This window comes from Robbsia betulipollinis (assembly GCF_026624755.1).
In the GTDB taxonomy this organism is placed as follows: Bacteria; Pseudomonadota; Gammaproteobacteria; order Burkholderiales; family Burkholderiaceae; genus Robbsia; species Robbsia betulipollinis.
Genome location: NZ_JAPMXC010000001.1, coordinates 2,006,911 through 2,027,568, shown reverse-complemented (window position 1 = coordinate 2,027,568; position 20,658 = coordinate 2,006,911). Strand labels below are relative to the sequence as shown.

Here is a 20,658-nt window from a genome sequence, read left to right as displayed (position 1 = left end):
AGGCGCACCGGCGCGCGGCGGGTCACCGGCCGCTTTCGTCAAGGCCATTGGCAGCAAAGGAGCGGAGGCGCGACGGAAGCTCAAGGATGGCCTGTGCGTTGGAGGGAGAGGTACAGCGCGCGGCGGCCTCGCGCCAGGGCAGCCAGCACGCCGCGACATGCTCGCGCGGCGCGAGGCGCACCGGCTGGCCGGTGGGAACTTCCAGACTGAACCAGTGCTCGGTGTTCGAGACGACGCCCGACGCGTAGCGGTGCCGCCAGACCTCGTAGATCGGATAATCGATGCGGTGCCGCCAGTCGCGCAGCGCCTCGCGCGGCACATCCGGCGCCCCCACGACGATGCCCGTCTCCTCCTCGACCTCGCGCGCGGCCACCGCCCGCAATGCTTCGTCGAGGCGGTCCTTCGAGCCGGTGACGGACTGCCAGAAGCCCGGAAAGTCGGCCCGTTCGATCAACAACACGTCGAGCGCCCGGGTATGGATCACGACCAGTACCGATTCCGGAATCTTCGGCGCCCGGGCGCCGAACGGCGCTGCGGGAGGAGGCGAGGTCGAGGACACGGGCGAAGGCCGGAAAGCGAACGTGGCGCCGCGGCCTAGCGCAGCTTGATGTGCAGTTCGCGCAGCTGCTTCTCGTCGACCTGGCTGGGCGCCTGCGTGAGCAGATCCTGCGCGCGCTGGGTCTTCGGGAAAGCGATCACGTCGCGGATCGAATCGGCGCCGGCCATCATCGTGACGATGCGGTCCAGACCGAAAGCGATGCCCCCGTGCGGCGGCGCGCCGTATTGCAGCGCGTCGAGCAGGAAGCCGAATTTCAGGCGCGCTTCCTCGGCATTGATCTTCAATGCGCGGAATACCTTGCTCTGCACTTCCTCGCGGTGGATCCGCACCGAACCGCCACCGATTTCCCAGCCGTTCAGCACCATGTCGTAGGCCTTCGCGAGGCAGCGGCCCGGGTCCGTTTCCAGATAGTCGAGATGCTCGTCCTTCGGGCTGGTGAACGGGTGATGACTCGCCGTCCACCGGCCGTCGGCCTCGTCGTATTCGAACATCGGGAAGTCGATGACCCACAGCGGCTGCCAGCCCGATTCGGCCAGACCCTTCTTCTTGCCGAACTCGGAATGGCCGATCTTCAGACGCAGCGCGCCCAGCGCATCGTAGACGACCTTCACGCGGTCCGCGCCGAAGAAGACGATGTCGCCGTTCTGCGCGCCGGTGCGCTCCAGGATGGCGGTCAGCGCCGCGTCGTGCAGATTCTTGACGATCGGGCTTTGCAGACCGTCGCGCCCCGCGGCGATGTCGTTGACCTTGATCCAGGCCAGACCCTTTGCGCCGTAGATCTTGACGAATTCGCCGTAGCTGTCGATCTCGCTGCGGCTCATCTCGGCGCCACCCGGAATGCGCAGGGCCGTCACGCGCCCGTCCTTCGTGTTCGCCGGATTGCTGAAGACCGTGAAGCCGACGTCGCGCATCGCGTCGGTCAGATCGGCGAACTCCAGCTTGACGCGCAGGTCGGGCTTGTCCGAACCGAAACGGCGCATCGCTTCCGAATGCGCCATCACCGGAAACGGGTTCGCGAGTTCGACGCCCATCGTGTTCTTGAACACGGTGCGGATCATCGTCTCGAACATGTCGCGGATTTCCTGCTCGCCGAGGAAGGACGTCTCGCAGTCGATCTGCGTGAATTCCGGCTGGCGATCCGCACGCAGGTCCTCGTCGCGGAAGCACTTGACGATCTGGTAGTAGCGGTCGAACCCCGAGACCATCAGCAGTTGCTTGAACAACTGCGGCGACTGCGGCAGCGCGAAGAAGTGCCCGGCGTTGACGCGCGACGGCACCAGATAGTCGCGCGCGCCTTCCGGCGTGCTCTTCGTGAGCATCGGCGTTTCGATGTCGATGAACTCGCGCGCGTCCAGGTACTTGCGCACTTCCATCGCCACGCGGTAGCGCAGCTTCATGTTTTCCTGCATCTGCGGACGGCGCAGGTCCAGCACGCGGTGCGTGAGACGCGTGGTCTCCGAGAGATTGTCGTCCTCGATCTGGAACGGCGGCGTCACCGACGCATTCAGCACGACCAGTTCATGGCACAGCACCTCGATCTTGCCGCTGGTCAGACCGGCGTTCTCCGTGCCGGCCGGGCGCGCGCGCACGAGGCCGGTGATCTGCAGGCAGAACTCGTTGCGCACGTCCTCGGCGGCCTTGAACATGTCGACCCGGTCCGGGTCGCAGACGACCTGCACGACGCCTTCGCGATCGCGCAGATCGATGAAGATCACGCCGCCATGGTCGCGCCGCCGGTGGACCCAACCACACAGGGAGATGGTTTCCCCCAGACGGTTTTCGGCCACGCGGCCACAGTATTCGGTTCTCATCGACATGGACATTTTTGGACTAGGGTGGTGTTCAGATATCGCTACGCGGCGTTTTGACCGCTTCCAGCGTGGGTTCGGGAGGACGTCGCGGCGGGCTGACCGGCGACACGACGCCCATCGAGACGATGTATTTCAATGCGGCGTCCACCGACATGTCCAGCTCGACCACGCCGGCGCGCGGCAGGATCAGGAAGAAGCCGGATGTCGGGTTCGGCGTGGTGGGCACGTAGACGCTGACGAAATCGCCATCGAGCTGGCGCGCAACGTCGCCGCCCGGCGTCCCGGTGAGGAAGGCGATCGTGTACGAGCCGGCGCGCGGGTATTCGATCAGCAACGCCTTGCGAAACGCGTTGCCGCTGCTCGACAGCAAGGTGTCGGAGACTTGCTTGATGCTGGTATACAGCGGCCCGACGATGGGAATGTGACGCAACAGCCAGTCCCACCATTTCATCAGCGTCTGGCCGATGAAGTTCTGCGTGAGCAGGCCGACGACGAAGATGAAGGCCAGCGTCAGGAGTGCGCCCAGCCCCGGGACGTGGACGCCCAGCCAGGTGTCGGGCTGCCACGAAGCCGGCAACAGCAGCAGGGTTTGATCCATCGTGCCGATCACCAGGCCGAGCACCCATAGGGTGATCGCCAGCGGTACCAGTACCAGCAGGCCGGTCAGGAAATACGTCTTGAGCGTCTTCTTGGTCGTCATCGATAAGGGCGATCGTGCCCGGCTGTCATGCGGAAACGGCGTCAGGTGCCCGAGGAACCGGCGTTACCCGACGAAGGGGACGGCGTGGCGGCGGGTTTTGCAGCACTGGAGGCATTGGACCCGGCGGCCGCGGCCGGCGCGGCGGCCGGGGTGGCGCTGGCGCTACCGTCGGCGCCGCCGCTACCCTTGGTGCCGCCTTCGGCCGAGGACTTCGCGCCACCGGCTTCACCACCGGTCCCGCTCCCCTCGGCCGCCCCGCCCTTCGCGTCGGCCGCGGGCTTCGCGGCGGTGTTGCTGCCGCCTTCCCGGAAATCGGTGACGTACCAGCCCGAGCCCTTGAGCTGGAAACCCGCCGCCGTGACCTGCTTGCGGAAGGTGGACTGCCCGCACTGCGGGCACTCGGTCAGCAGGGGGTCCGATATTTTCCGCAGGACGTCTTTCGCGAATCCGCAGGACTCGCAGCGATACGCATAGATCGGCATGACCCGAATTCCTCTCGAATACGTGGTGCAACACGCAAAACGTGGAATTATAGCCGCAAACGGCCTGCCACCCGACCGTCTTCACCATGCCGCCGGCGTCCGCGCTCCGGCACGCGCTGCTCCGACGCGACGCCCTCAGCCCGCGCCGAGCGACACGATCAACAGTACCTTCGTCAGCACCACGCCGACGCCGGCGGACACGCCGAACGCGATCAGGCCCCGCAACAGGCGGTTCGTGCGCTGCTGTTCGACCACGAGCAGCCGAAGCAGTTCATCGTTTCGCCCGCCCTGGTTGAGACGATGCTCGCTCAGCAGCGAATGCACGAGCCGGGGGACCTGGGGCAGCGTCTTGCTCCATTGCGGCACCTCGTATTTCAGCCGTTCATACCAGCCGCGCCACCCCACCTGTTCCATCATCCAGCGTTCGAGGTAGGGCTTGGCGGTTTTCCACAGATCGAGATTCGGATCCAGATCGCGGCCCAGCCCCTCGACATTCAGTAGGGTCTTCTGCAGCAGCACGAGTTGCGGCTGGATCTCCACCTGGAAGCGGCGCGATGTCTGGAACAGCCGCATCAGCACCTGGCCGAGCGAGATGTCTTTCAATGCCTTGTCGAAGTACGGTTCGCAGACCGCGCGGATCGCTCCCTCGAGTTCCTCGACGCGGGTCTGCGGCGGGACCCAGCCGGACTCGAGATGCAGCATCGCGACCCGGTGGTAGTCGCGCTTGAAAAACGCCAGCAGATTCTGCGCGAGATAGTTCTTGTCGAAATCCGACAACGCGCCGACGATACCGAAATCCAGCGCGATGTAGCGGCCGAACGTCGCCGGGTCCAGGCTGACCTGGATATTTCCCGGATGCATGTCCGCGTGGAAGAACCCGTCGCGGAACACCTGCGTGAAGAAGATCTCGACGCCTTCGCGCGCCAGGCGCGGAATGTCGACCTCTGCAGCGCGCAATGTCTCCATCTGGCTGATCGGCACGCCGACCATGCGCTCCATCACCAGGACCGTCGGCGTGCAGAAGTCCCAGTACATCTCCGGCACCATGAGCAGATCGGTGGCGGCGAAATTGCGCCGCAACTGGCTGCCGTTCGCCGCCTCGCGCATCAAATCGAGTTCGTCGTGCAGGTATTTGTCGAATTCGGCGACCACCGCGCGCGGCCGCAGACGGCGGCCGTCGGACCAGAAGCGCTCGGCCAGGCGCGCCACGTCCGCCATCAGCGCGAGATCGCTGTCCAGCACCGGCAGCATGCCGGGCCGCAGGACCTTGATGGCGACCGGCTTGCCGGCATGCTCGCCGACTTTCAGCTTCGCGAAATGCACCTGCGCGATCGACGCGCTGGCGACCGGGATGCGCTCGAACTCGTCGAAAATCGCTTCCACGCGCTGGCCCAGCGCCCGTTCGATCAGCGCGACCGCCACGCTCGACTCGAACGGCGGCACCTGGTCCTGGAGTTTGGCGAGTTCGTTCGCGATATCGGGCGGCAGCAGATCGCGCCGCGTCGACAGCATCTGGCCGAACTTGACGAAGATCGGGCCGAGACTTTCGAACGCGAGGCGCAGGCGCATGCCGCGCGGCGCGTCGAGTCGGCGCCCCACCGTCATCAAACGGACCAGCAGCTTGATGCGCCGATGCTCGAAGCCGGACAGGACGACCTCGTCCAGCCCGAAGCGGATCAGCGTGAAAATGATTTTCCAGAGCCGCAAGGTCCGCATCATGGGCGCCCCCGCGTGTCGCGCGCACCCTGCTCGAGACGATCGAGACGTTTCTCCAGACGCTCGGCATCCTCGCGCAGCACCGCGACCTCCCGGCCGAAGTCCTCGACCATGCGGTGTCGCACCAGTTGCGGATTTTCGTCGAGCAGGTATTCCGCCACCGATTCCAGCAAGCCGCGCGACGCCCGCTGCGCATGTCCGGCCACCGCGCGCGCGGTACGCGCGATGCGGTACGCCGGGGCGTCGCCGAGCCAGCGCGCCAGATCCTCCTCGGGATCCCATCGCAGGTTTTCGGCCAACTGGCCGAGTACCGCCGCGAACTCGGCGTCTCCCGCGATGCGCACATGCTTCATCGCCGCCGCGGGGCCGCCCCGCAGTACCGCGGCGACCGCGTCCGGCAGGACGGTGATCGTGACGTCGTCGGGCACCGGCGGCAGATCGCCCGCCGGGGCCGGCGCCGCTTCGAGCAGACCTGCGGCGGTGACTCTCACCACCACGAAAAACGGCGGCGCATTGAGCCGGGCCCGCTTACCGGCATAGGGTTCGAGTTGCGCGCGCGCCCAGGGCTCGCGTTCGAGCAGATGGTTCACCGCGGCATGAAAGGGTTGGGTAACGACGCTCATCAGCACCAGCAGGACAGCACGAAGGAAAGTGCAAAAAGGGACACCCCGAAAACAGGGAAACCCGCCGCGAGCAAACGCCCTCGACGGGTTCCCATTGTAGGTCAGTTCCGGTTTCGCCGAACGTCCGCTTCGCCCGGACGCCTTTTCACCTACGCAAAAAGTCGGTTCGCCCGGACGGCCGCGGCACGGAGACGCGGACTAGTTCAGTTGCTGGATACCGGCCAGCAACCAGCCTTCGGTGCCCTGCTTGCGCTTCGCCAGATTCCATACCTCGGCGAATTCCTGCGCCGGCGCGCCCTTGTCTTCCCGGATCAGACCCGAGAAACGCACGCTTGCCAGATACTCGCTGTCCTTTTCCTCGATACCCAGCAACTCGGCGTCGACCCGCACCACGTCCGTGCGGTTCTCCGTCTGACCGCGCGCGTTGAGATCCAGACGCACCTCGGCGAACATCTCGGGCGTCGTGAACTCGCGGATGTCGTCCAGATCCGCCGCGTCCCAGGCCGCCTGCATGCGGATGAAGTAGACCTTGGCGTTGTGCAGGAAGGATTCGCGATCGAAGTTGTCCGGCACGCCCCACGGCGCCGCGGTTCCGGCACCTGCTGCGGCACCCGCACCGGCCGCACCGGCATAACCCGTGTCATACATCGGCGTGCTCATCGGCTGCTGGCCCGGATAACCGCCCGCGGGCGGCGCGTCGTAACGCGTCTCGGCGAAGCCCGGCGCGCTGCGGTTGGCACCCGCCGCCGCATAGGCCGGCGTGTCCGCGTCGCGGCGACGCGTGAACTTGCGGATCAGCCAGATCGCGATGAAGGCGATCGCCGCGATCACCAGCATGTTCGCCATCGCGCCGGCGAATGCGCCGCCCAGTCCGAAGTGCGACAACAGCGCCGCGATGCCCAGACCGGCCGCGAGACCGGCGATCGGACCCAGCCAGCGGTTGCGCGCCGGCGGCGTCGCCATGCCGGGCCGTGCGGCCGGCGGTGCGGTGTACGCGGGCTGCTGCGGCGCACGCGCCGGAGCCGCCTGCTGCGACACCATGTTCGATTGACGGCCCATGCTGCGGCTGCTGCCCATGCGGCGGGCTTCCGCTTCGTGGATCACTGCGGTGAAGACCAGCATCCCGACCAGCGCGAACGCGCCGAGCCGCGACGCCGACCGCGGCAGCGACTGCAAAGCCGACCGCAGGAACGCCGGGCGGAACCAGGATCGGAACAAGCCACTACGTTCTTTTGACATTCGGAAACCTCTCGAAGTGAAACATGAATGAGATGCACGATGAAACGCGTTTTCTTCGACATCCCATCGGGGCGCCACGCGCAAATAGCCAGGCGCGCATGCGCCTAGCTTTCAATTAGCATACAGTTTGGAACAGCGGAAGTAAATCAGTATTTGGTGCCCTGATGGAGCGCGACGATGCCGCCCGACAGGTTGAAGTAGTCGACCGCTTCCAGGCCTGCCGTTTCCATCATCTGCTTGAGGGTGTCCTGGTCCGGATGCATACGGATCGATTCGGCAAGGTAGCGGTAGCTTTCGGCGTCGCCCGCGATGCGCGACCCGAGCCAGGGCAGCAACTTGAACGAATACAGGTCGTACGCCTTGGTGAGCGGTTGCCAGATCCGCGAGAACTCCAGCACCAGCACCTTGCCGCCGGGTTTGAGCACGCGCCGCATTTCGGCCAGCGCGACATCCTTGTGGGTCATGTTGCGCAGGCCGAAGGCCACCGACACCACATCGAAGTAATTGTCCGGGAACGGCAGTTTTTCCGCGTCGCACAGCAGCGTTGGCGTGATCACACCCTCGTCGAGCAGGCGGTCGCGGCCGACCCGCACCATCGAGGCATTGATGTCGGTCAGCCAGACTTCGCCGCGCGGCCCCGCGGCCTTCGCGAACGCGCGCGCGAGGTCGCCCGTGCCGCCGGCGATATCGAGCACCTTCTGACCCGGGCGCACGTTCGCGCGGCCGATGGTAAACGCCTTCCACACCCGGTGCAGACCGCCGGACATCAGGTCGTTCATCACGTCGTACTTCGCCGCCACCGAGTGGAAAACACCCGCGACCTTCTGTGCCTTTTCCTTCTCCTCCACTGTCGTGAAGCCGAAATGGGTCTTGCTCATCGCGTCGTCCTTATTCTTAGCATTATCGTGTTGGTTCAGTGGTGGCCGCACGCGTGACCATGGCCGCCATGGCCGCCGGGCGCCATCGGCGCGTCGCGCTCGACGCCCGCCGCCGCCAGACGGTCGAAGTAGTCGCGCCAGAGCGCGTCCTGCTCGGTCGCCAGCTTGTAGAGATAGTCCCACGAGTAAATGCCCGTGTCATGGCCGTCGGAAAACGTCAGCTGGATCGCGTAATGGCCGACCGGCTCGATCTTCGCGATCATCACCTGGCGCTTGCCGGTCTGCAGCGTTTCCTGCCCGGGGCCGTGGCCCTGGACCTCGGCCGAAGGGGAGTAGACGCGCAACAGCTCGAACGGAATGCGGTAGCTGTCGCCGGCGTAGTGCAGTTCGATCACGCGGGACATCTGGTGCAGCACCACCCCGGTGGGGATCGGGGTGTCCTTATCGAGTCCTGCCATCACCTGTCTCCTGGGCGGATTGATCAAAAAAAGCGGCGTCGAGCGCCGTGCGCAGCACCGGGGCGAGGCCGCCGGCACGCGCCGCGCGGGCGGCGTGCAGGGCGTCGGGGACCGTGCGCTGCGTCTCGGCCCACACCGGCTTCGGAAAATGGGCGTCGTCCGTGAAGCGCGGAATCACGTGCCAGTGCAGATGCGGCACCTGATTGCCGAGACTCGCCAGATTGATCTTGTCGCATTGCATGACGTCGCGCACGACCTGTTCGACCACCAGCACGACGTCGAACAGGTGACGCTGCGCGGCGGCGTCGAGATCGGTCATTTCGGCCTGATGATCCTGCCAGATGACCCGGCAAAAGCCCGGGTAATCCACATCGTCGACCTGAACGACACGCAATACCGCGTCGCGCCAGACGACCTGGCCGTCATCGGTCGTGCACAGGGGGCAGGCGGAAGCGTGCGTCATACCAGCACCCGCTCGATGCCACCGGCATTCGCCTTGTTGACATAGTCGACCATCCAGTTCTCTCCAAGCACGGCGCGTGCCATCTCCACCACGATGTAGTCGGCCTCGACCTTGACGTCGTCGCCGTAACGCGACAACCCTTGCAGGCAGGACGGGCAGCTGGTCAGAATCTTGACCTCGCCCTGGAACGGCGCGGCGGTCGCCGCTTCGGCCGGCGGCGTCACGGTGATGTTCGCCATGCCGCCGCTCGCCGGGACGATCGACACCACCGACGTCGCCGTGCCTGCCGCGCGCACACGCGCCTCGCCCTTGCGCATTTCCTCTTCCTTGCGGAAGCGCACCTGGGTGGAGACGTCCGGCCGGGTCACGGCCAGCGTGCCGGACTCGCCGCAGCACCGGTCGTTCTTCTCGATCCGGTAGCCATCGTTTTCGGTGCCCATCAACTCGTTCACCAGCCTGACCGGGTCCATCGTCTTGATCGGCGTATGGCACGGATCATGGTACATGTAACGCGTGCCGGACACGCCATCGAGCTTGATGCCCTTCTCGAGCAGATACTCGTGGATGTCGAGAATCCGGCAGCCGGGGAAGATCTTGTCGAATTCGTAGCCGGCGAGCTGGTCGTAGCAGGTGCCGCACGAGACCACCACCGTCTTGATATCGAGATAATTCAGCGTGTTCGCGACCCGGTGGAACAGCACGCGGTTGTCGGTGACGATCTTTTCCGCCTTGTCGAACTGGCCCGAACCGCGCTGTGGGTAGCCGCAGCACAGATAGCCCGGCGGCAGCACGGTCTGCACGCCCGCGTGCCAGAGCATCGCCTGCGTGGCGAGGCCGACCTGCGAGAACAGCCGCTCCGAGCCGCACCCCGGGAAATAGAACACGGCCTCGGTGTCGGCATGCGTGGCGCGCGGGTCGCGGATGATCGGCACGACCTTGTTGTCCTCGATGTCGAGCAAGGCGCGCGCGCTCTTCTTCGGCAGGTTGCCGGGCATTTTCTTGTTGATGAAATGCACGACCTGCTCGCTCAGCGCCGGCTTGCCGACGGTGGCCGGCGGATGCGCGGTCTGCTTGCGCGCAAGGCGCCTGAAGACATCGTTGCCGGCACGCTGCGCCTTGTAGCCCCAGTTCATCATCAACTGGCGCGTGACGTTGATGGTGTTCGGGTTCGTCGCATTCAGGAAGAACATCGCCGCGCTCGCGCCGGGATTGAACTTCTTCTTGCCCATCTTGCGCAGCAGGTTGCGCATATTCATCGATACGTCGCCGAAATCGATCTTCACCGGGCACGGCGTGACGCACTTGTGACAGACGGTGCAGTGGTCGGCGACGTCGGTAAACTCGTCCCAGTGCTTGATCGACACGCCCCGGCGCGTCTGCTCCTCGTACAGAAAGGCCTCGATCAGCAGCGAGGTCGCGAGGATCTTGTTGCGCGGGCTGTACAGCAGGTTCGCGCGCGGCACGTGCGTGGCGCAGACCGGCTTGCACTTGCCGCAGCGCAGGCAGTCCTTGATGCTGTCGGCGATCGCGCCGATGTCGGACTGCTGCATGATCAGCGATTCGAAGCCCATCAGCCCGAAGCTCGGCGTGTAGGCGTTGCGCAGATCCGCGCCGGCCATCAGCTTGCCCTTGTTGAAGCGGCCCTGGGGATCGACGCGCAGCTTGTAGGCGCGGAATTCGGCGATCTCGTCTTCCGTGAGGAATTCGAGCTTGGTCACGCCGATGCCGTGCTCGCCGGAAATCACGCCGTCGAGCGAGCGCGCGAGCGCCATGATGCGCGACACGGCCGCGTGCGCGTCCTGCAGCATCGCGTAGTTGTCGGAGTTCACCGGCAGGTTCGTGTGCACATTGCCGTCACCGGCGTGCATGTGCAGGGCGACGAAGACGCGTCCGCGCAGCACCTGCTTGTGCAGCGCCTGCACGGCGTCCAGGATCGGCTTGAATTCGCCGCCGTTGAAGATGGCGCGCAGTTCGGCGCGGATCTCGGTCTTCCACGAGATCCGCACGGTGCGGTCCTGCGCGAGGTGGAACAGCGTCGCGTCGGGCTGCGCGGCCAGGCGGCTGGCGAAGACGGCGTCGAGCGCATCGGCCGGGGTGGCGATTCGGGCGCCGCCAGCCTGGGCGCCGGACGGGTCATCCGCCTGGACGGTTTGCGCCGCCGTCAGCAGCGCCACCAGGCGCGGGCGGGCGCTTGCGAGCGCCTCGTCGAGATGGTCGCGCACATAGGTCCAGCGCGCCCGCACCGCGGCGATGAGCGCCAACGCATGGCTGACCCGGTCCTCGAGCAGCTCCGCGCTGGGAATCTCGTTGGCGTCGTCGCTTTTGCCCAGCGGCAGGTCGCCCGCCCGGAAAAACGCGTCGAGCGCATCGACCAGTTGCAGCTTGTTCTTCAGCGACAGCTCGATATTGATGCGTTCGATGCCGTCGGTGTATTCGCCCATCCGGTTCAGCGGGATGACGACGTCCTCGTTGATCTTGAAGGCGTTGGTGTGCTTGGCGATCGCGGCGGTGCGCGAGCGGTCGAGCCAGAAACGCTTGCGCGCCTCGGCGCTGACGGCGACGAAGCCCTCGCCGCTCTTGCCGTTGGCCATGCGCACCACCTCCGAGGTGGCGTGCGCGACCGCGTCGGCATCGTCGCCGACGATGTCGCCGATCAGCACCATCTTCGGAAACGCGTTGCGCTTGGACTTGGTGGCGTAGCCGACCGCGCGCAGATAGCGCTCGTCCAGATGCTCCAGGCCGGCGAGGATCGCCCCGCCGCGTTTCGACGTCTCGAACAGGTAATCCTTGATCTCGACGATCGACGGGATCGCGTCGCGCGCCTGGCCGAAAAATTCGAGACAGACGGTGCGCGTGTGCGCGGGCATCTTGTGCAGCACCCAGCGCGCGCTGGTGATCAGGCCGTCGCAGCCTTCCTTCTGCACGCCGGGCAGGCCGGCGAGGAATTTGTCGGTGACGTCCTTGCCGAGGCCTTCCTTGCGGAAGCGCTTGCCGGCGATGTCGAGCGTCTCGCGGCGCAGCAGGGTCTGGCCCGGCGCGTGCCGGCCGTCGAACCAGTGCAGCTCGAACCGCGCGACGTCGATGTCGTGGATCTTGCCCATGTTGTGGTCGAGGCGCGTGATTTCGAGCCAGTCGCCGTTCGGGTCGACCATCCGCCACCAGGCGAGATTGTCGAGCGCGGTGCCCCACAGCACGGCCTTCTTGCCGCCGGCGTTCATCGCGACGTTGCCGCCCACGCACGACGCGTCGAGCGAGGTCGGATCGACCGCGAAGACGAAGCCGGCCTTTTCCGCGGCCTCGGTGACGCGGCGGGTGACCACGCCCGCGCCGGAGAAAATCGTCGCCACCGCGTGGTCGAGCCCGGGCAGCATCGTGCGCTCGACCTCGCCCAGCTGTTCCAGCTTCTCGGTGTTGATGACCGCGGCGAACGGCGTGAGCGGCAAGGCGCCGCCCGTATAGCCGGTGCCGCCGCCGCGCGGGATCACCGTCAGCCCGAGTTCGAAACAGGCACGCACGATGCCGGTCATCTCGGCCTCGGTGTCCGGGGTCAGCACGACGAACGGATACTCGACGCGCCAGTCGGTGGCGTCCGTCACGTGCGAGACGCGCGACAGGCCATCGAACTTGATGTTGTCCTTCTGCGTGTATTTGCCGAGCACGCGCGCGGCGCGCTTGCGCAGCTCGGCGGTACGGGCGAATTCGTCGGCGAAGTCGCCCACCGCGCGGCGTGCCGTGCTCACCAGGGTCTCGACCCGGGCGGCGCGCTCGCGTCCGGCCGCGTCGTCATGCGCGTTGAGGTCCGCGCGGCGGCGTTTCTCGATCTCGCCGAGCCGGTGGTTCAGCGCGTCGACGAGCAACTGCCGGCGCCTGGGGTTTTCCAGCAGGTCGTCCTGCAGATAGGGATTGCGCTGGACCACCCAGATATCGCCCAGCACCTCGTACAGCATGCGCGCGGAGCGGCCGGTGCGACGTTCGTCGCGCAGCCCGGAGAGGGCCTGCCACGCCTCGTCGCCGAGCAGCCGGATGACGATCTCGCGATCGGAAAACGAGGTGTAGTTGTACGGGATCTCGCGCAGGCGCGTTTCGCCATGCAGATCGACGCCGCCGCCGGGGACCACCGGCATGCCGCTCGGATCGAATATCTGGGGAGCGTTCATTTTCGACTATTGTATTGACCGGCGTTGCGGCCGGACAGGCAGGCCCGGAGACGGGGCCGCGGGGTCGGCCGGCCGGGCGCCGCGAGGGGCGGCCCGGTCCGGCGCGCGATTTTCATGGAAACGGGACGGCCGACGACACACGCCCGCACGCCCGCCACGGCAAGAATGGCTGCCGATCGGCGGCGGCTATGCATCGCCCTGAAAAAAGCGAATTGTACTGCAAGGGCGGGGTTCGCGTGACCGGGGACGGGGGCTTGCGCTTCAGGGCCGCGCGAGCGCCCCCGGCGGCGCGGCGGGCGCATCGGCCACCGTGCACGCATGATCCTGCAGCCGCTCGGCGCCCTGGCCGTCGCCGCTGGCGCGGCGCACCCGCCAGACCACGATGTAGAGATCCTTCGCGTGCGGGTCGGGGATGGTCGCGGCGGCGCTTCCGGGCTTTTGCGCGTCGGCGCCCGTGACGTACGGCGCCACGGCATCGCGATTCGCCGCGCCGGTCACGAAAATCGTCTGCGTGCCCATGTCGGCGGCGGCGTCCGGGATCTGCGCGGCCACCAGCTGAAACAGGTCGGTGTCGCGCAGCTGGTCCGCGGCGAGGCGGCGCACGCGGTACGTCCTGCCGTGCCAGGCCCAGTCGGACCATTGGCCGGTGATCCGCGCGTCGTCGGCGGCCAGTCCGCGGCGTGCATCGGGACGGATGCAGTCGATATGGATGTGCAGTTGATCCTGCGAACGCGCCGTCGTCGGATTGATCGCCAGACTGAGTTCGTCGTCCGACAACGGCTTGCCCAACGTGGCGATCACGTAATCGCGCTTCGCCCAGGCATCGAAGAAATAGTTCGACGCGCCGGGCCGCAGCAGCATCGGGCTTTCGATACCGGAGACGCGCGCGGTGGGAATCAGCAGGTGCTGCGAGCGCCCGCGGATGTCCTTGATGACGACGAAACCGGCGGCGGTGTCCACTTCGGCGCAGGGCGACGGGGAGCCGGTGCGGGCGACGTTCGGCACGCACATGCCGTGCGTGATCGCCCAGAGCGCGTTGGGCGACTGCGACAGGCGTTTCACCGGCCAGGCGCAGGCGCTGGTGAGCAACAGGAGGGACAGCGAAAGAGTCGAGCGGATGCGCATGCGCGGTTCGCCATGGGTCGACGGACAGGATGGCGCAGCGGTCAAGCCGCGCCGGCTGCCGCGATTCGGGTCTTCTCCCCTTTCGAGACCGCGGCTGCGCCCATGGTAAACCAGGCGCCGATGCGCTGCTGCGCGATATCGCCGCGCTCAGGCAACGCCGGGCGGGTTCGCAAGCGCCGCGAACCCCGGCACGCCGCGGATCGTCGCCTTCACCTGCTCGCTGGTGATGAGCCGCGTGCATTCGAACTGGCGATCCGTGCCGGCATGGCGTGGACACCAGAGGAAATCCTGATGGTCGAAATGCACCCGTACGTCGTTCCAGCAGCTATTGCAGGTGTGATAGTTGATGACCCGGTGCGGCGTGGCGAATTCGGTGCTGGGGTGCGAGAAACCGCTGATCATGACCACCGGGGTGCCCGTGGCCCAGGCCAGCCAACTCAGGCCGCTGCCCAGGCCGACAAAGAAATCGGCATGCTTCAGCCAGCGCGCGCGCTCGGTCAGCGGCCGGTCACCGGTCTGGTCCTCGGCGCCGTACGGCAGATGATTCCAGACCATGCCGTGACCGTGGACCGGTTTCTGATCGATGCAGATCACGCGGTAGCCATGCTCCTTCAGGAAAGCGACGACCTCGCGCCAGCCCGACGGATTGTTCCAGTATTTGCATTGCGTGGATGCCTGGCTGGCGACGCAGACGTACTTTTCCGGGATCGGCCGGGTATCGCCGCCCGCGTCGCCCGCGTCGCCCGCGTCGCCCACGTAGTCCAGCAGCGGGGGCGTTTCGTCCATGTCGACGCCCAGGATGTAGGCGGCGGTATGGTGCAGGCCGACGATCCGGAAGTCGCAGGGCTGGAAGATGTGCGCGTCGTCGTGAAAGAACAGGCCGATCCGGTAGGTCGCATAGAAGTCCTCGGCGACGACCTCCTCCGGCGTGATGAAACGGATCGACGGATAGCAGGCCTTGAACAGCGGAATGATCCGCGCGGACATCGAGCAGGTCAGCTCGCAACCATGCTTTTCCTGGAATTTGGCCGCATACGGAAACCAGCCCATCAGGTCGCCGAGCGTGCCAACCGGAAACTGGACCAGCACCGGCCGATTTCTCGGGTCGAACGTGTGCTGCAGCACCGGCCTGCCGTCCGAGTGGACATCGATCTCGAACGGCACGTAATACTTTTTCGCGCTGGCGACGCTGCCCGCGCCGATATCCGTCTCGAACAGCACGTTGCCGGTCACGCGGTCGCGCAGCCGCACGTGCCACTGGCCCCCGGGAAAGGTGACCCGGCAGCCATCGTTGAAATCGAAGCGGATCGACTCCGGCCCCGCCTGGGTAGGGATGGCGGGCGCGGCGACGAAGGGTTTGAACGGGGTGACGACGGGGACGGCGGACGGGGTGGTGGAACTGCTGAACGCGTCGCGCGGCGCGGCGTCGACCACGGGCGTCGCACACGGCGACGGCAGAGAGGCGCCTTTTCGGACGAACTTCACGGAGGACGGGATCGGACGGGGTTGCTTGGACACGATGGTATCGAGTAAGGCCGCGAGGTGGATGACGTTTGTTGAGTAACGCGCCACTCGCCGGTGTTCCGCCTCCCGTGAATGGAAATGTCCGTTCTCCCGGCCGCCCCGGCCCGTGTCGAGAAAAAGTGCCTGTCCGTTCGCCGTCTATCTCATCAGCGCCCGCCTCACCACTGCCACTGCACGCCGACGTTGCCGCCATACGCTTTCGTCGTGCTCCCGACCGATCCGCCGAGATTGGCGAACAGCGTCGTCGACGGGTTGACGTGCCACTTGCCGCCCAGCAGGAGGCGCAGCGCGTCGGCATCCATCTTCGCACCGTTGATCCGGTACGTCGCCAAGGGGGCGTTCACGAAAGCCGCATCGAGCGAGGTGTTCGTCGCGCCGAAACGATGCTGCCAGGACATATCCGCCTGCCAGTCGACCGCATGCCCCAGCAGCGTGGCACCGGCCCGGCCAACGCGCACGCCGAGCACGCTGGACACCGCCGTGGAATGCGCGCTGTCGTAGCGCAGGTTGAAAAGGTCCGATCCCGCCGTCGTGCTTTCCGTGCCGCCCTGCTGCTGGTAGCGCCCCACCTTCACGCCGGCATACGGCTGCGCCGGGCCGAGCGGACTATTCAGCTTCAGACCCGTCTCCACATACAGCGATTCGCCGGTGGTGTCGAAGCTCCCGCGCGTCCCGCCGGACAACGCCCCCAGCGTGACCTGCCGCGACAACGTGTTCTCCCACCAGCCGTAGCTCGCGATGCCGTTGACATAGAGCGACGAATTCACCGGCGTGAAGGCGCCATACAACAGGGCCTGAGCGCCGTCGAGGCGTGCGTTCGCACCGCGCTCGCTGAAGCCGACCGTGTCGTGGTTGAGCATCACCGCCGCGCCCACGCGCACCGACGGCGTGATCGCCCGGTCATGGCCGATGGTCAGCGCCGACGCGCGGTCGAGGGTGGCGCCCGCGCCCGAGGCGTCGTTACCGCCGGTGCGCGCGTTCTGGTAGCTGGCCTGCGCCCAGACATCGCGCCGCGCCGCCCGGGCGTCAGCGGCCCCGGCCGCGCCGGCGCCGCCCGCATCGCCCACCTCGCTCGTCAGCCGGTTGTCGACCACGCCCTGCGCCTGGTCCATCCGGCGCTCGGCGATCTGCCGGAACGCGACCGCCGCATCGCCCGACATCTGCGTCAACGCGCCTTGCGCCTGCGTCGCGCTGGCCGTGAGCAGCGCATCGGTCAGGCCGTTGCCGCCCGCGCGCAGAATGTTCATCAGCGCCTGCGCGACGCTGCGCGGGTTGTCGTGGGTCGCGACCGAGGCGAAGTCGGCGTTCGGGGCCATCGCCAGGGTGACCGTGACGGCGCCGCCGGTGTAGCCGAGGTTCGGCGTCACGAAGGCGAAATCGCTGTCGATCGTGCCGAAGGCGCCGGATTCGCTGCCCTGATAGGTGAGGATCGTGAACGTCTCGCGAGGCGAATATCGGCCCGGGTTCGCACTCAGCACCAGCCGCGCCCCGGGTGCGATCGTCAGGTCGCCGGCGACGCGGGTGATGCCGCTCGACGGCGCGCCGCCGGCGGCCAGCACGACCGGGCTGGCCGCCGCGTTCGCGCGCTGCGCCATGACGGAGGGCGCCACGGCGCCGGCCGCGGACGCCGGGTTCACCGTGACCGCATAGGTCGAACCGGCCGCGAACGTCAGAGTGCCGTTCACGCTCAAGCCGGCGCCCGGCGTGCCGGCCGCGATGGTGCTGCCCTGCGTCGCGCTCAGGTCCGAGGCGACGACGCCGGTACCGGTGACCACCGCCCCCGTGCGGAGCGACAGGTTCGACGCGGTGCCGTCGATCACCACGCTGCCCACGCCGACTGCGATGCCGTTGCTGACGCCGCCGGCGGCGATGGTCTGCGTGCCGTTGTTCGAGATCACCGTGTTCGACGCGGCACCACCGGCGTCGATCGTCTGCGTGCCGCCGGCGAGCGTCGTGCCGTTTGCCAGACCGCCAGTCGCCACCACTTGCGCTCCGCCCGTGGCCACGGTCGTACCGGTGGCCACGCCGGCGCTGTAGACCATTTGCGTGCCGCCGTCGTTGATCCGCGCATTCAACGCGGCGCCGCCCGCCAGCACGTTCTGCATGCCGTTCGCGTTCACGGTCGTCGCTTCGGCGACGCCTCCCGACACGTTCTGCACGCCGTTCGCGTTCACGGTCGTGGCGATGGCGATGCCGCCCAACGCCACGGTTTGCGTGCCGCCCGTGTTCACGACGCTCATCGAGGTGGTGCCGCCGGAGGCCACGGCTTCCTCGCCACCGGCATTGATCCGGGTGACGACCGCCGTCGCGCCGTTGGATACCGTCTGCGTACCGCCGTCGAGGATCGAGCCGATCGCCGTCGCGCCATTGCCCCCGACGGATGCCTCGCCATTCGCGGCGACGATCGCATCGCGCGATGTACCGGAAGCGCCGATATGCAACAACCCGCTTTCATTGACCCGGGTCCCGATCGCCGACTGGCCCGCGTTCACCTGCAGGCTGCCGCCGTTCTCCAGCAGCAGATGCGTGGCGACGCCGCTGGATACCGTAAAACTGCCGGAGGCATTCACGCCGTCCAGCGTCGCGCCGGCATCGGTCACCAGCGCCGCGCCGGCGAGCTGGGAAATACCGGTGCCCACGCCGCCCGCCGCGACCCGGATCTCGCCACCCCTGTTGATCGTCGTATCAACGGCCGAGCCGCCCGACAGCACATACTGCAAGCCCGTGACGTTGACGATCGTGGCACCCGCGACGCCACCGGCCAGGACATTTTGCGTCCCACCGGCGTTCACCATGGTCCCCGACGCGCTGCCGCCCAACGCCACCACTTCCCGGCCGCCGGCACCGACGCGCGTGCCGCTCGCCGCGCCGCCGTCGAAGAGTATTTGCAGGCCGCCGCTGAGGATCGAGCCCGAAGCCGACGCGCCGGCGCCCGAGACGAATGCCGTCCCTCCCGCGGTAACGATGGCCGCCTGGGAAAGACCGCCATCGACGACGTTCAACATACCGTTCGCGCCGACGAAGGTCGCCGATGCCGACTGGCCCGCGTTCACCTGCAGATTGCCGCCATTTTCCAGCAGCAGATGTGTCGCCACGCCATGGGCGATCGCGAAATCGCCCATGGCATTGACGCCGTCCAGCGTCGCGCCGGCATCGGTCGCCAGCGCCGCGCCGGCACGTTGGTCGATCGCCGTCGCCGACCCGCCCGCGACGACCGCCAGCGTGGCACCGGCCTCGATCGTCGTGCCGGAGGCGACGCCCAGGGAGAACACGATTTGCGTTCCCCCCACGCTGACGACCGTGCCCAGGGTGACGCCGTACGCGTACACGCCTTCCGCGCCGCCCGCATCGATCACCGTGCCGCTTGCCGTCGCGCCGTCGACCAGTATCTGCTTGCCGCCGTCGAGCACCGTGCCGGTCACGCGCGCGCCGTCGCCTCCGGCGGATACGACGCCGCCCGACAGGACGACCGAACCCAGCGCCATCCCGCCGGGGTTGACGACCAACGTCGCACCGGATTCGAGCGTCGAGTCGGTGGCATTGCCCGAGGCAAATACGATCTGCCTGCCGTTGGCGTAGATGTGGGCACTCGTGGCCACCCCCCCGGCGGAGAGGTATTGGTTTCCGTACGCGTTGACGACCGTGCCGAACGCATTGCCGCTGTCATACACGATCTGCGCCCCGCTCGAATTGACCGTCGTGACCGTGCTGAACCCACCGTCGCTCACGGTTTCCAGGCCGCCGGAATTGACCGTCGTGTCGTAGGAAGTGTCGCCAGACCCCACCACCTGCAGCCCCTGGGGGCCTTCGACCGTCGTGTCGTGATAGGTCGTCGCCCAGGCCATGCCGCCGCAGCCGATGCCCGACAGCGCGAGCAGCGTCGCGCAGAGCCGCGACAAACGTTGCCGGCCGGCGCCGAACCGGCGTACCCCATATATTCTGCGAAACGACAGCGGCTTCATGTCACCTGATTCCGAATGATTTTCTGGCGCCGGGCGCTGTCGTCGATCACGACGGGCGCGGCATGAGGGCCTCCACCGCGATGAGTCACCGCCCCGGAAAAATCGTGTTCGTGCACCAGGAAAGTTGAAGAAACGCGTCCGGCGAACGAGCGAATGCGCTATCCCCGCCCGGAATCGGCGACAATGGCGCCATGAAACCCGCCGCCACTCCCCTCCTCGCCACGCCGACCGGCATCCTCCTTGCCGCCGGCAAAGGGCATCGCTTCGATCCGTCGGGCGTCCAGAACAAACTGCTCGCGACGCTGCGCGAAGGGCCGGAAATCGGCCTGCCCGTGGCCTTCGTCGCGGCGCGGCGCATGCGCACCGCGCTGTCGCGCGTGATCGCGGTCATCGACGCGCAGGCGCCGCAGCGCGCGGCGCTGGCGGACTGGCTGCGGCGCGCGGGATGCGAGGTGGTGGAGGCGCCCGACGCCGCGGAAGGAATGGGCGCGAGCCTCGCTTTCGCGATCCGGGCGAGCCTGGCGGAGGATGCCGCCGGCGATATCGCCGATCGCTCTGGCTCGCCCGCCGCCGCGGGACATACCCCTGGCGCGAACGGCGCCGCGACGTCCTCGCCGACCGGCTGGATCGTCGGACTCGCCGACATGCCGATGATCGCGCCGGCGACCATCCAGGCGGTGGCCGGGGCGCTGACGGCCGGCAACGACGAATCGATCGTCGCGCCGGTGTGCGACGGCCGGCGCGGGCACCCGGTCGGCTGGGGCCGGGCGCACGGCGCGGCGCTGATGGCGCTCGGCGGCGACACCGGCGCGCGGGCACTGATCGACGCGCACGCCTTCATCGCCGTCGCGACCGGCGACGAAGGCGTGCTGCGGGACATCGACCGGGAAAGCGATCTCGGCTGAGCGCGGCCCCGGCGTGCCGCCACGGTGCGTGGCCGCCGCCCATCGTCACCGCTTGC

At 67.3% G+C, this 20,658-nt stretch carries 14 protein-coding genes and 2 pseudogenes; 1 reads left to right on the top strand and 15 read right to left on the bottom strand.

Going from position 1 to position 20,658, the window contains the following annotated elements; all coding sequences use genetic code 11:
• Positions 1-22 precede the first annotated feature (22 nt).
• The 15 genes and pseudogenes from nudB to OVY01_RS08730 all read right to left on the bottom strand — a co-directional run bounded on the left by nudB (position 23) and on the right by OVY01_RS08730 (position 19,697).
• Positions 23-559 (bottom strand): dihydroneopterin triphosphate diphosphatase, encoded by a 537-nt coding sequence (gene nudB, locus OVY01_RS08795; protein ID WP_267847077.1) that lies wholly within the window; start codon positions 557-559, stop codon positions 23-25.
• Between the two features lie 35 nt (positions 560-594).
• Positions 595-2,376, bottom strand: a complete 1,782-nt coding sequence (gene aspS, locus OVY01_RS08790; protein WP_267847076.1) for an aspartate--tRNA ligase — start codon at positions 2,374-2,376, stop codon at positions 595-597.
• Positions 2,377-2,401: 25 nt separating this feature from the next.
• Entirely contained in the window at positions 2,402-3,070 is a 669-nt protein-coding gene (locus tag OVY01_RS08785; RefSeq protein WP_267847075.1) for a DUF502 domain-containing protein, read from the bottom strand.
• A 41-nt stretch (positions 3,071-3,111) separates the two neighbouring features.
• Complete coding sequence (locus OVY01_RS08780; RefSeq protein ID WP_267847074.1) at positions 3,112-3,552, bottom strand: FmdB family zinc ribbon protein; 441 nt, start codon at positions 3,550-3,552, stop codon at positions 3,112-3,114.
• Positions 3,553-3,687: 135 nt separating this feature from the next.
• On the bottom strand, positions 3,688-5,268 hold the full coding sequence (gene ubiB / locus OVY01_RS08775) for a ubiquinone biosynthesis regulatory protein kinase UbiB (protein ID WP_267847720.1): 1,581 nt from the start codon (positions 5,266-5,268) through the stop codon (positions 3,688-3,690).
• On the bottom strand, positions 5,268-5,891 hold the full coding sequence (locus tag OVY01_RS08770; RefSeq protein ID WP_267847073.1) for a ubiquinone biosynthesis accessory factor UbiJ: 624 nt from the start codon (positions 5,889-5,891) through the stop codon (positions 5,268-5,270). Before OVY01_RS08770 ends, ubiB begins: the two co-directional genes overlap by 1 nt.
• Before the next feature lie 198 nt (positions 5,892-6,089).
• A complete protein-coding gene (locus OVY01_RS08765; RefSeq protein ID WP_432422198.1) occupies positions 6,090-7,130 on the bottom strand; it encodes a Tim44 domain-containing protein in 1,041 nt (346 codons plus the stop codon).
• Between the two features lie 146 nt (positions 7,131-7,276).
• Positions 7,277-8,008, bottom strand: a complete 732-nt coding sequence (gene ubiE, locus OVY01_RS08760) for a bifunctional demethylmenaquinone methyltransferase/2-methoxy-6-polyprenyl-1,4-benzoquinol methylase UbiE (RefSeq protein WP_267847072.1) — start codon at positions 8,006-8,008, stop codon at positions 7,277-7,279.
• Between the two features lie 35 nt (positions 8,009-8,043).
• Entirely contained in the window at positions 8,044-8,466 is a 423-nt protein-coding gene (locus OVY01_RS08755; protein WP_267847071.1) for a gamma-butyrobetaine hydroxylase family protein, read from the bottom strand.
• Positions 8,450-8,929, bottom strand: a complete 480-nt coding sequence (locus OVY01_RS08750) for an HIT family protein (RefSeq protein WP_267847070.1) — start codon at positions 8,927-8,929, stop codon at positions 8,450-8,452. The genes OVY01_RS08755 and OVY01_RS08750 overlap by 17 nt, the downstream gene beginning before the upstream one ends.
• Positions 8,926-9,108: pseudogene (locus OVY01_RS23270) on the bottom strand (DUF3400 domain-containing protein); the annotation flags it as partial. The pseudogene OVY01_RS23270 and the gene OVY01_RS08750, both read right to left, overlap by 4 nt.
• Before the next feature lie 116 nt (positions 9,109-9,224).
• Positions 9,225-13,086 (bottom strand): annotated as a pseudogene (locus OVY01_RS08745) (DUF3683 domain-containing protein); the annotation flags it as partial.
• Positions 13,087-13,347: 261 nt separating this feature from the next.
• A complete protein-coding gene (locus tag OVY01_RS08740; protein ID WP_267847068.1) occupies positions 13,348-14,211 on the bottom strand; it encodes a CDP-diacylglycerol diphosphatase in 864 nt (287 codons plus the stop codon).
• A 147-nt stretch (positions 14,212-14,358) separates the two neighbouring features.
• A complete protein-coding gene (locus OVY01_RS08735) occupies positions 14,359-15,729 on the bottom strand; it encodes an autotransporter strand-loop-strand O-heptosyltransferase (protein ID WP_267847067.1) in 1,371 nt (456 codons plus the stop codon).
• 164 nt (positions 15,730-15,893) lie between these two features.
• Positions 15,894-19,697 carry an AIDA repeat-containing protein gene (locus OVY01_RS08730; RefSeq protein WP_267847066.1) on the bottom strand — a complete coding sequence of 1,268 codons (3,804 nt, stop codon included), beginning with the start codon at positions 19,695-19,697 and terminating at the stop codon, positions 15,894-15,896.
• 191 nt (positions 19,698-19,888) lie between these two features.
• Between OVY01_RS08730 and OVY01_RS08725 the strand changes: the two genes are divergently transcribed.
• Positions 19,889-20,602 carry a nucleotidyltransferase family protein gene (locus OVY01_RS08725; RefSeq protein WP_267847065.1) on the top strand — a complete coding sequence of 238 codons (714 nt, stop codon included), beginning with the start codon at positions 19,889-19,891 and terminating at the stop codon, positions 20,600-20,602.
• The last annotated feature ends 56 nt before the right edge of the window (positions 20,603-20,658 follow it).

Excerpts from the sequence above, each read along its gene's own strand:
- OVY01_RS08755 (WP_267847071.1), bottom strand. The coding sequence starts at position 8,466 with ATGGCAGGACTCGATAAGGACACCCCGATCCCCACCGGGGTGGTGCTG.
- OVY01_RS08730 (WP_267847066.1), bottom strand. The coding sequence starts at position 19,697 with ATGAAGCCGCTGTCGTTTCGCAGAATATATGGGGTACGCCGGTTCGGC.
- OVY01_RS08785 (WP_267847075.1), bottom strand. The coding sequence starts at position 3,070 with ATGACGACCAAGAAGACGCTCAAGACGTATTTCCTGACCGGCCTGCTG.
- OVY01_RS08725 (WP_267847065.1), top strand. The coding sequence starts at position 19,889 with ATGAAACCCGCCGCCACTCCCCTCCTCGCCACGCCGACCGGCATCCTC.
- OVY01_RS08765 (WP_432422198.1), bottom strand. The coding sequence starts at position 7,130 with ATGTCAAAAGAACGTAGTGGCTTGTTCCGATCCTGGTTCCGCCCGGCG.
- OVY01_RS08750 (WP_267847070.1), bottom strand. The coding sequence starts at position 8,929 with ATGACGCACGCTTCCGCCTGCCCCCTGTGCACGACCGATGACGGCCAG.
- OVY01_RS08740 (WP_267847068.1), bottom strand. The coding sequence starts at position 14,211 with ATGCGCATCCGCTCGACTCTTTCGCTGTCCCTCCTGTTGCTCACCAGC.
- aspS (WP_267847076.1), bottom strand. The coding sequence starts at position 2,376 with ATGTCGATGAGAACCGAATACTGTGGCCGCGTGGCCGAAAACCGTCTG.
- OVY01_RS08780 (WP_267847074.1), bottom strand. The coding sequence starts at position 3,552 with ATGCCGATCTATGCGTATCGCTGCGAGTCCTGCGGATTCGCGAAAGAC.
- ubiB (WP_267847720.1), bottom strand. The coding sequence starts at position 5,268 with ATGCGGACCTTGCGGCTCTGGAAAATCATTTTCACGCTGATCCGCTTC.
- ubiE (WP_267847072.1), bottom strand. The coding sequence starts at position 8,008 with ATGAGCAAGACCCATTTCGGCTTCACGACAGTGGAGGAGAAGGAAAAG.
- OVY01_RS08770 (WP_267847073.1), bottom strand. The coding sequence starts at position 5,891 with ATGAGCGTCGTTACCCAACCCTTTCATGCCGCGGTGAACCATCTGCTC.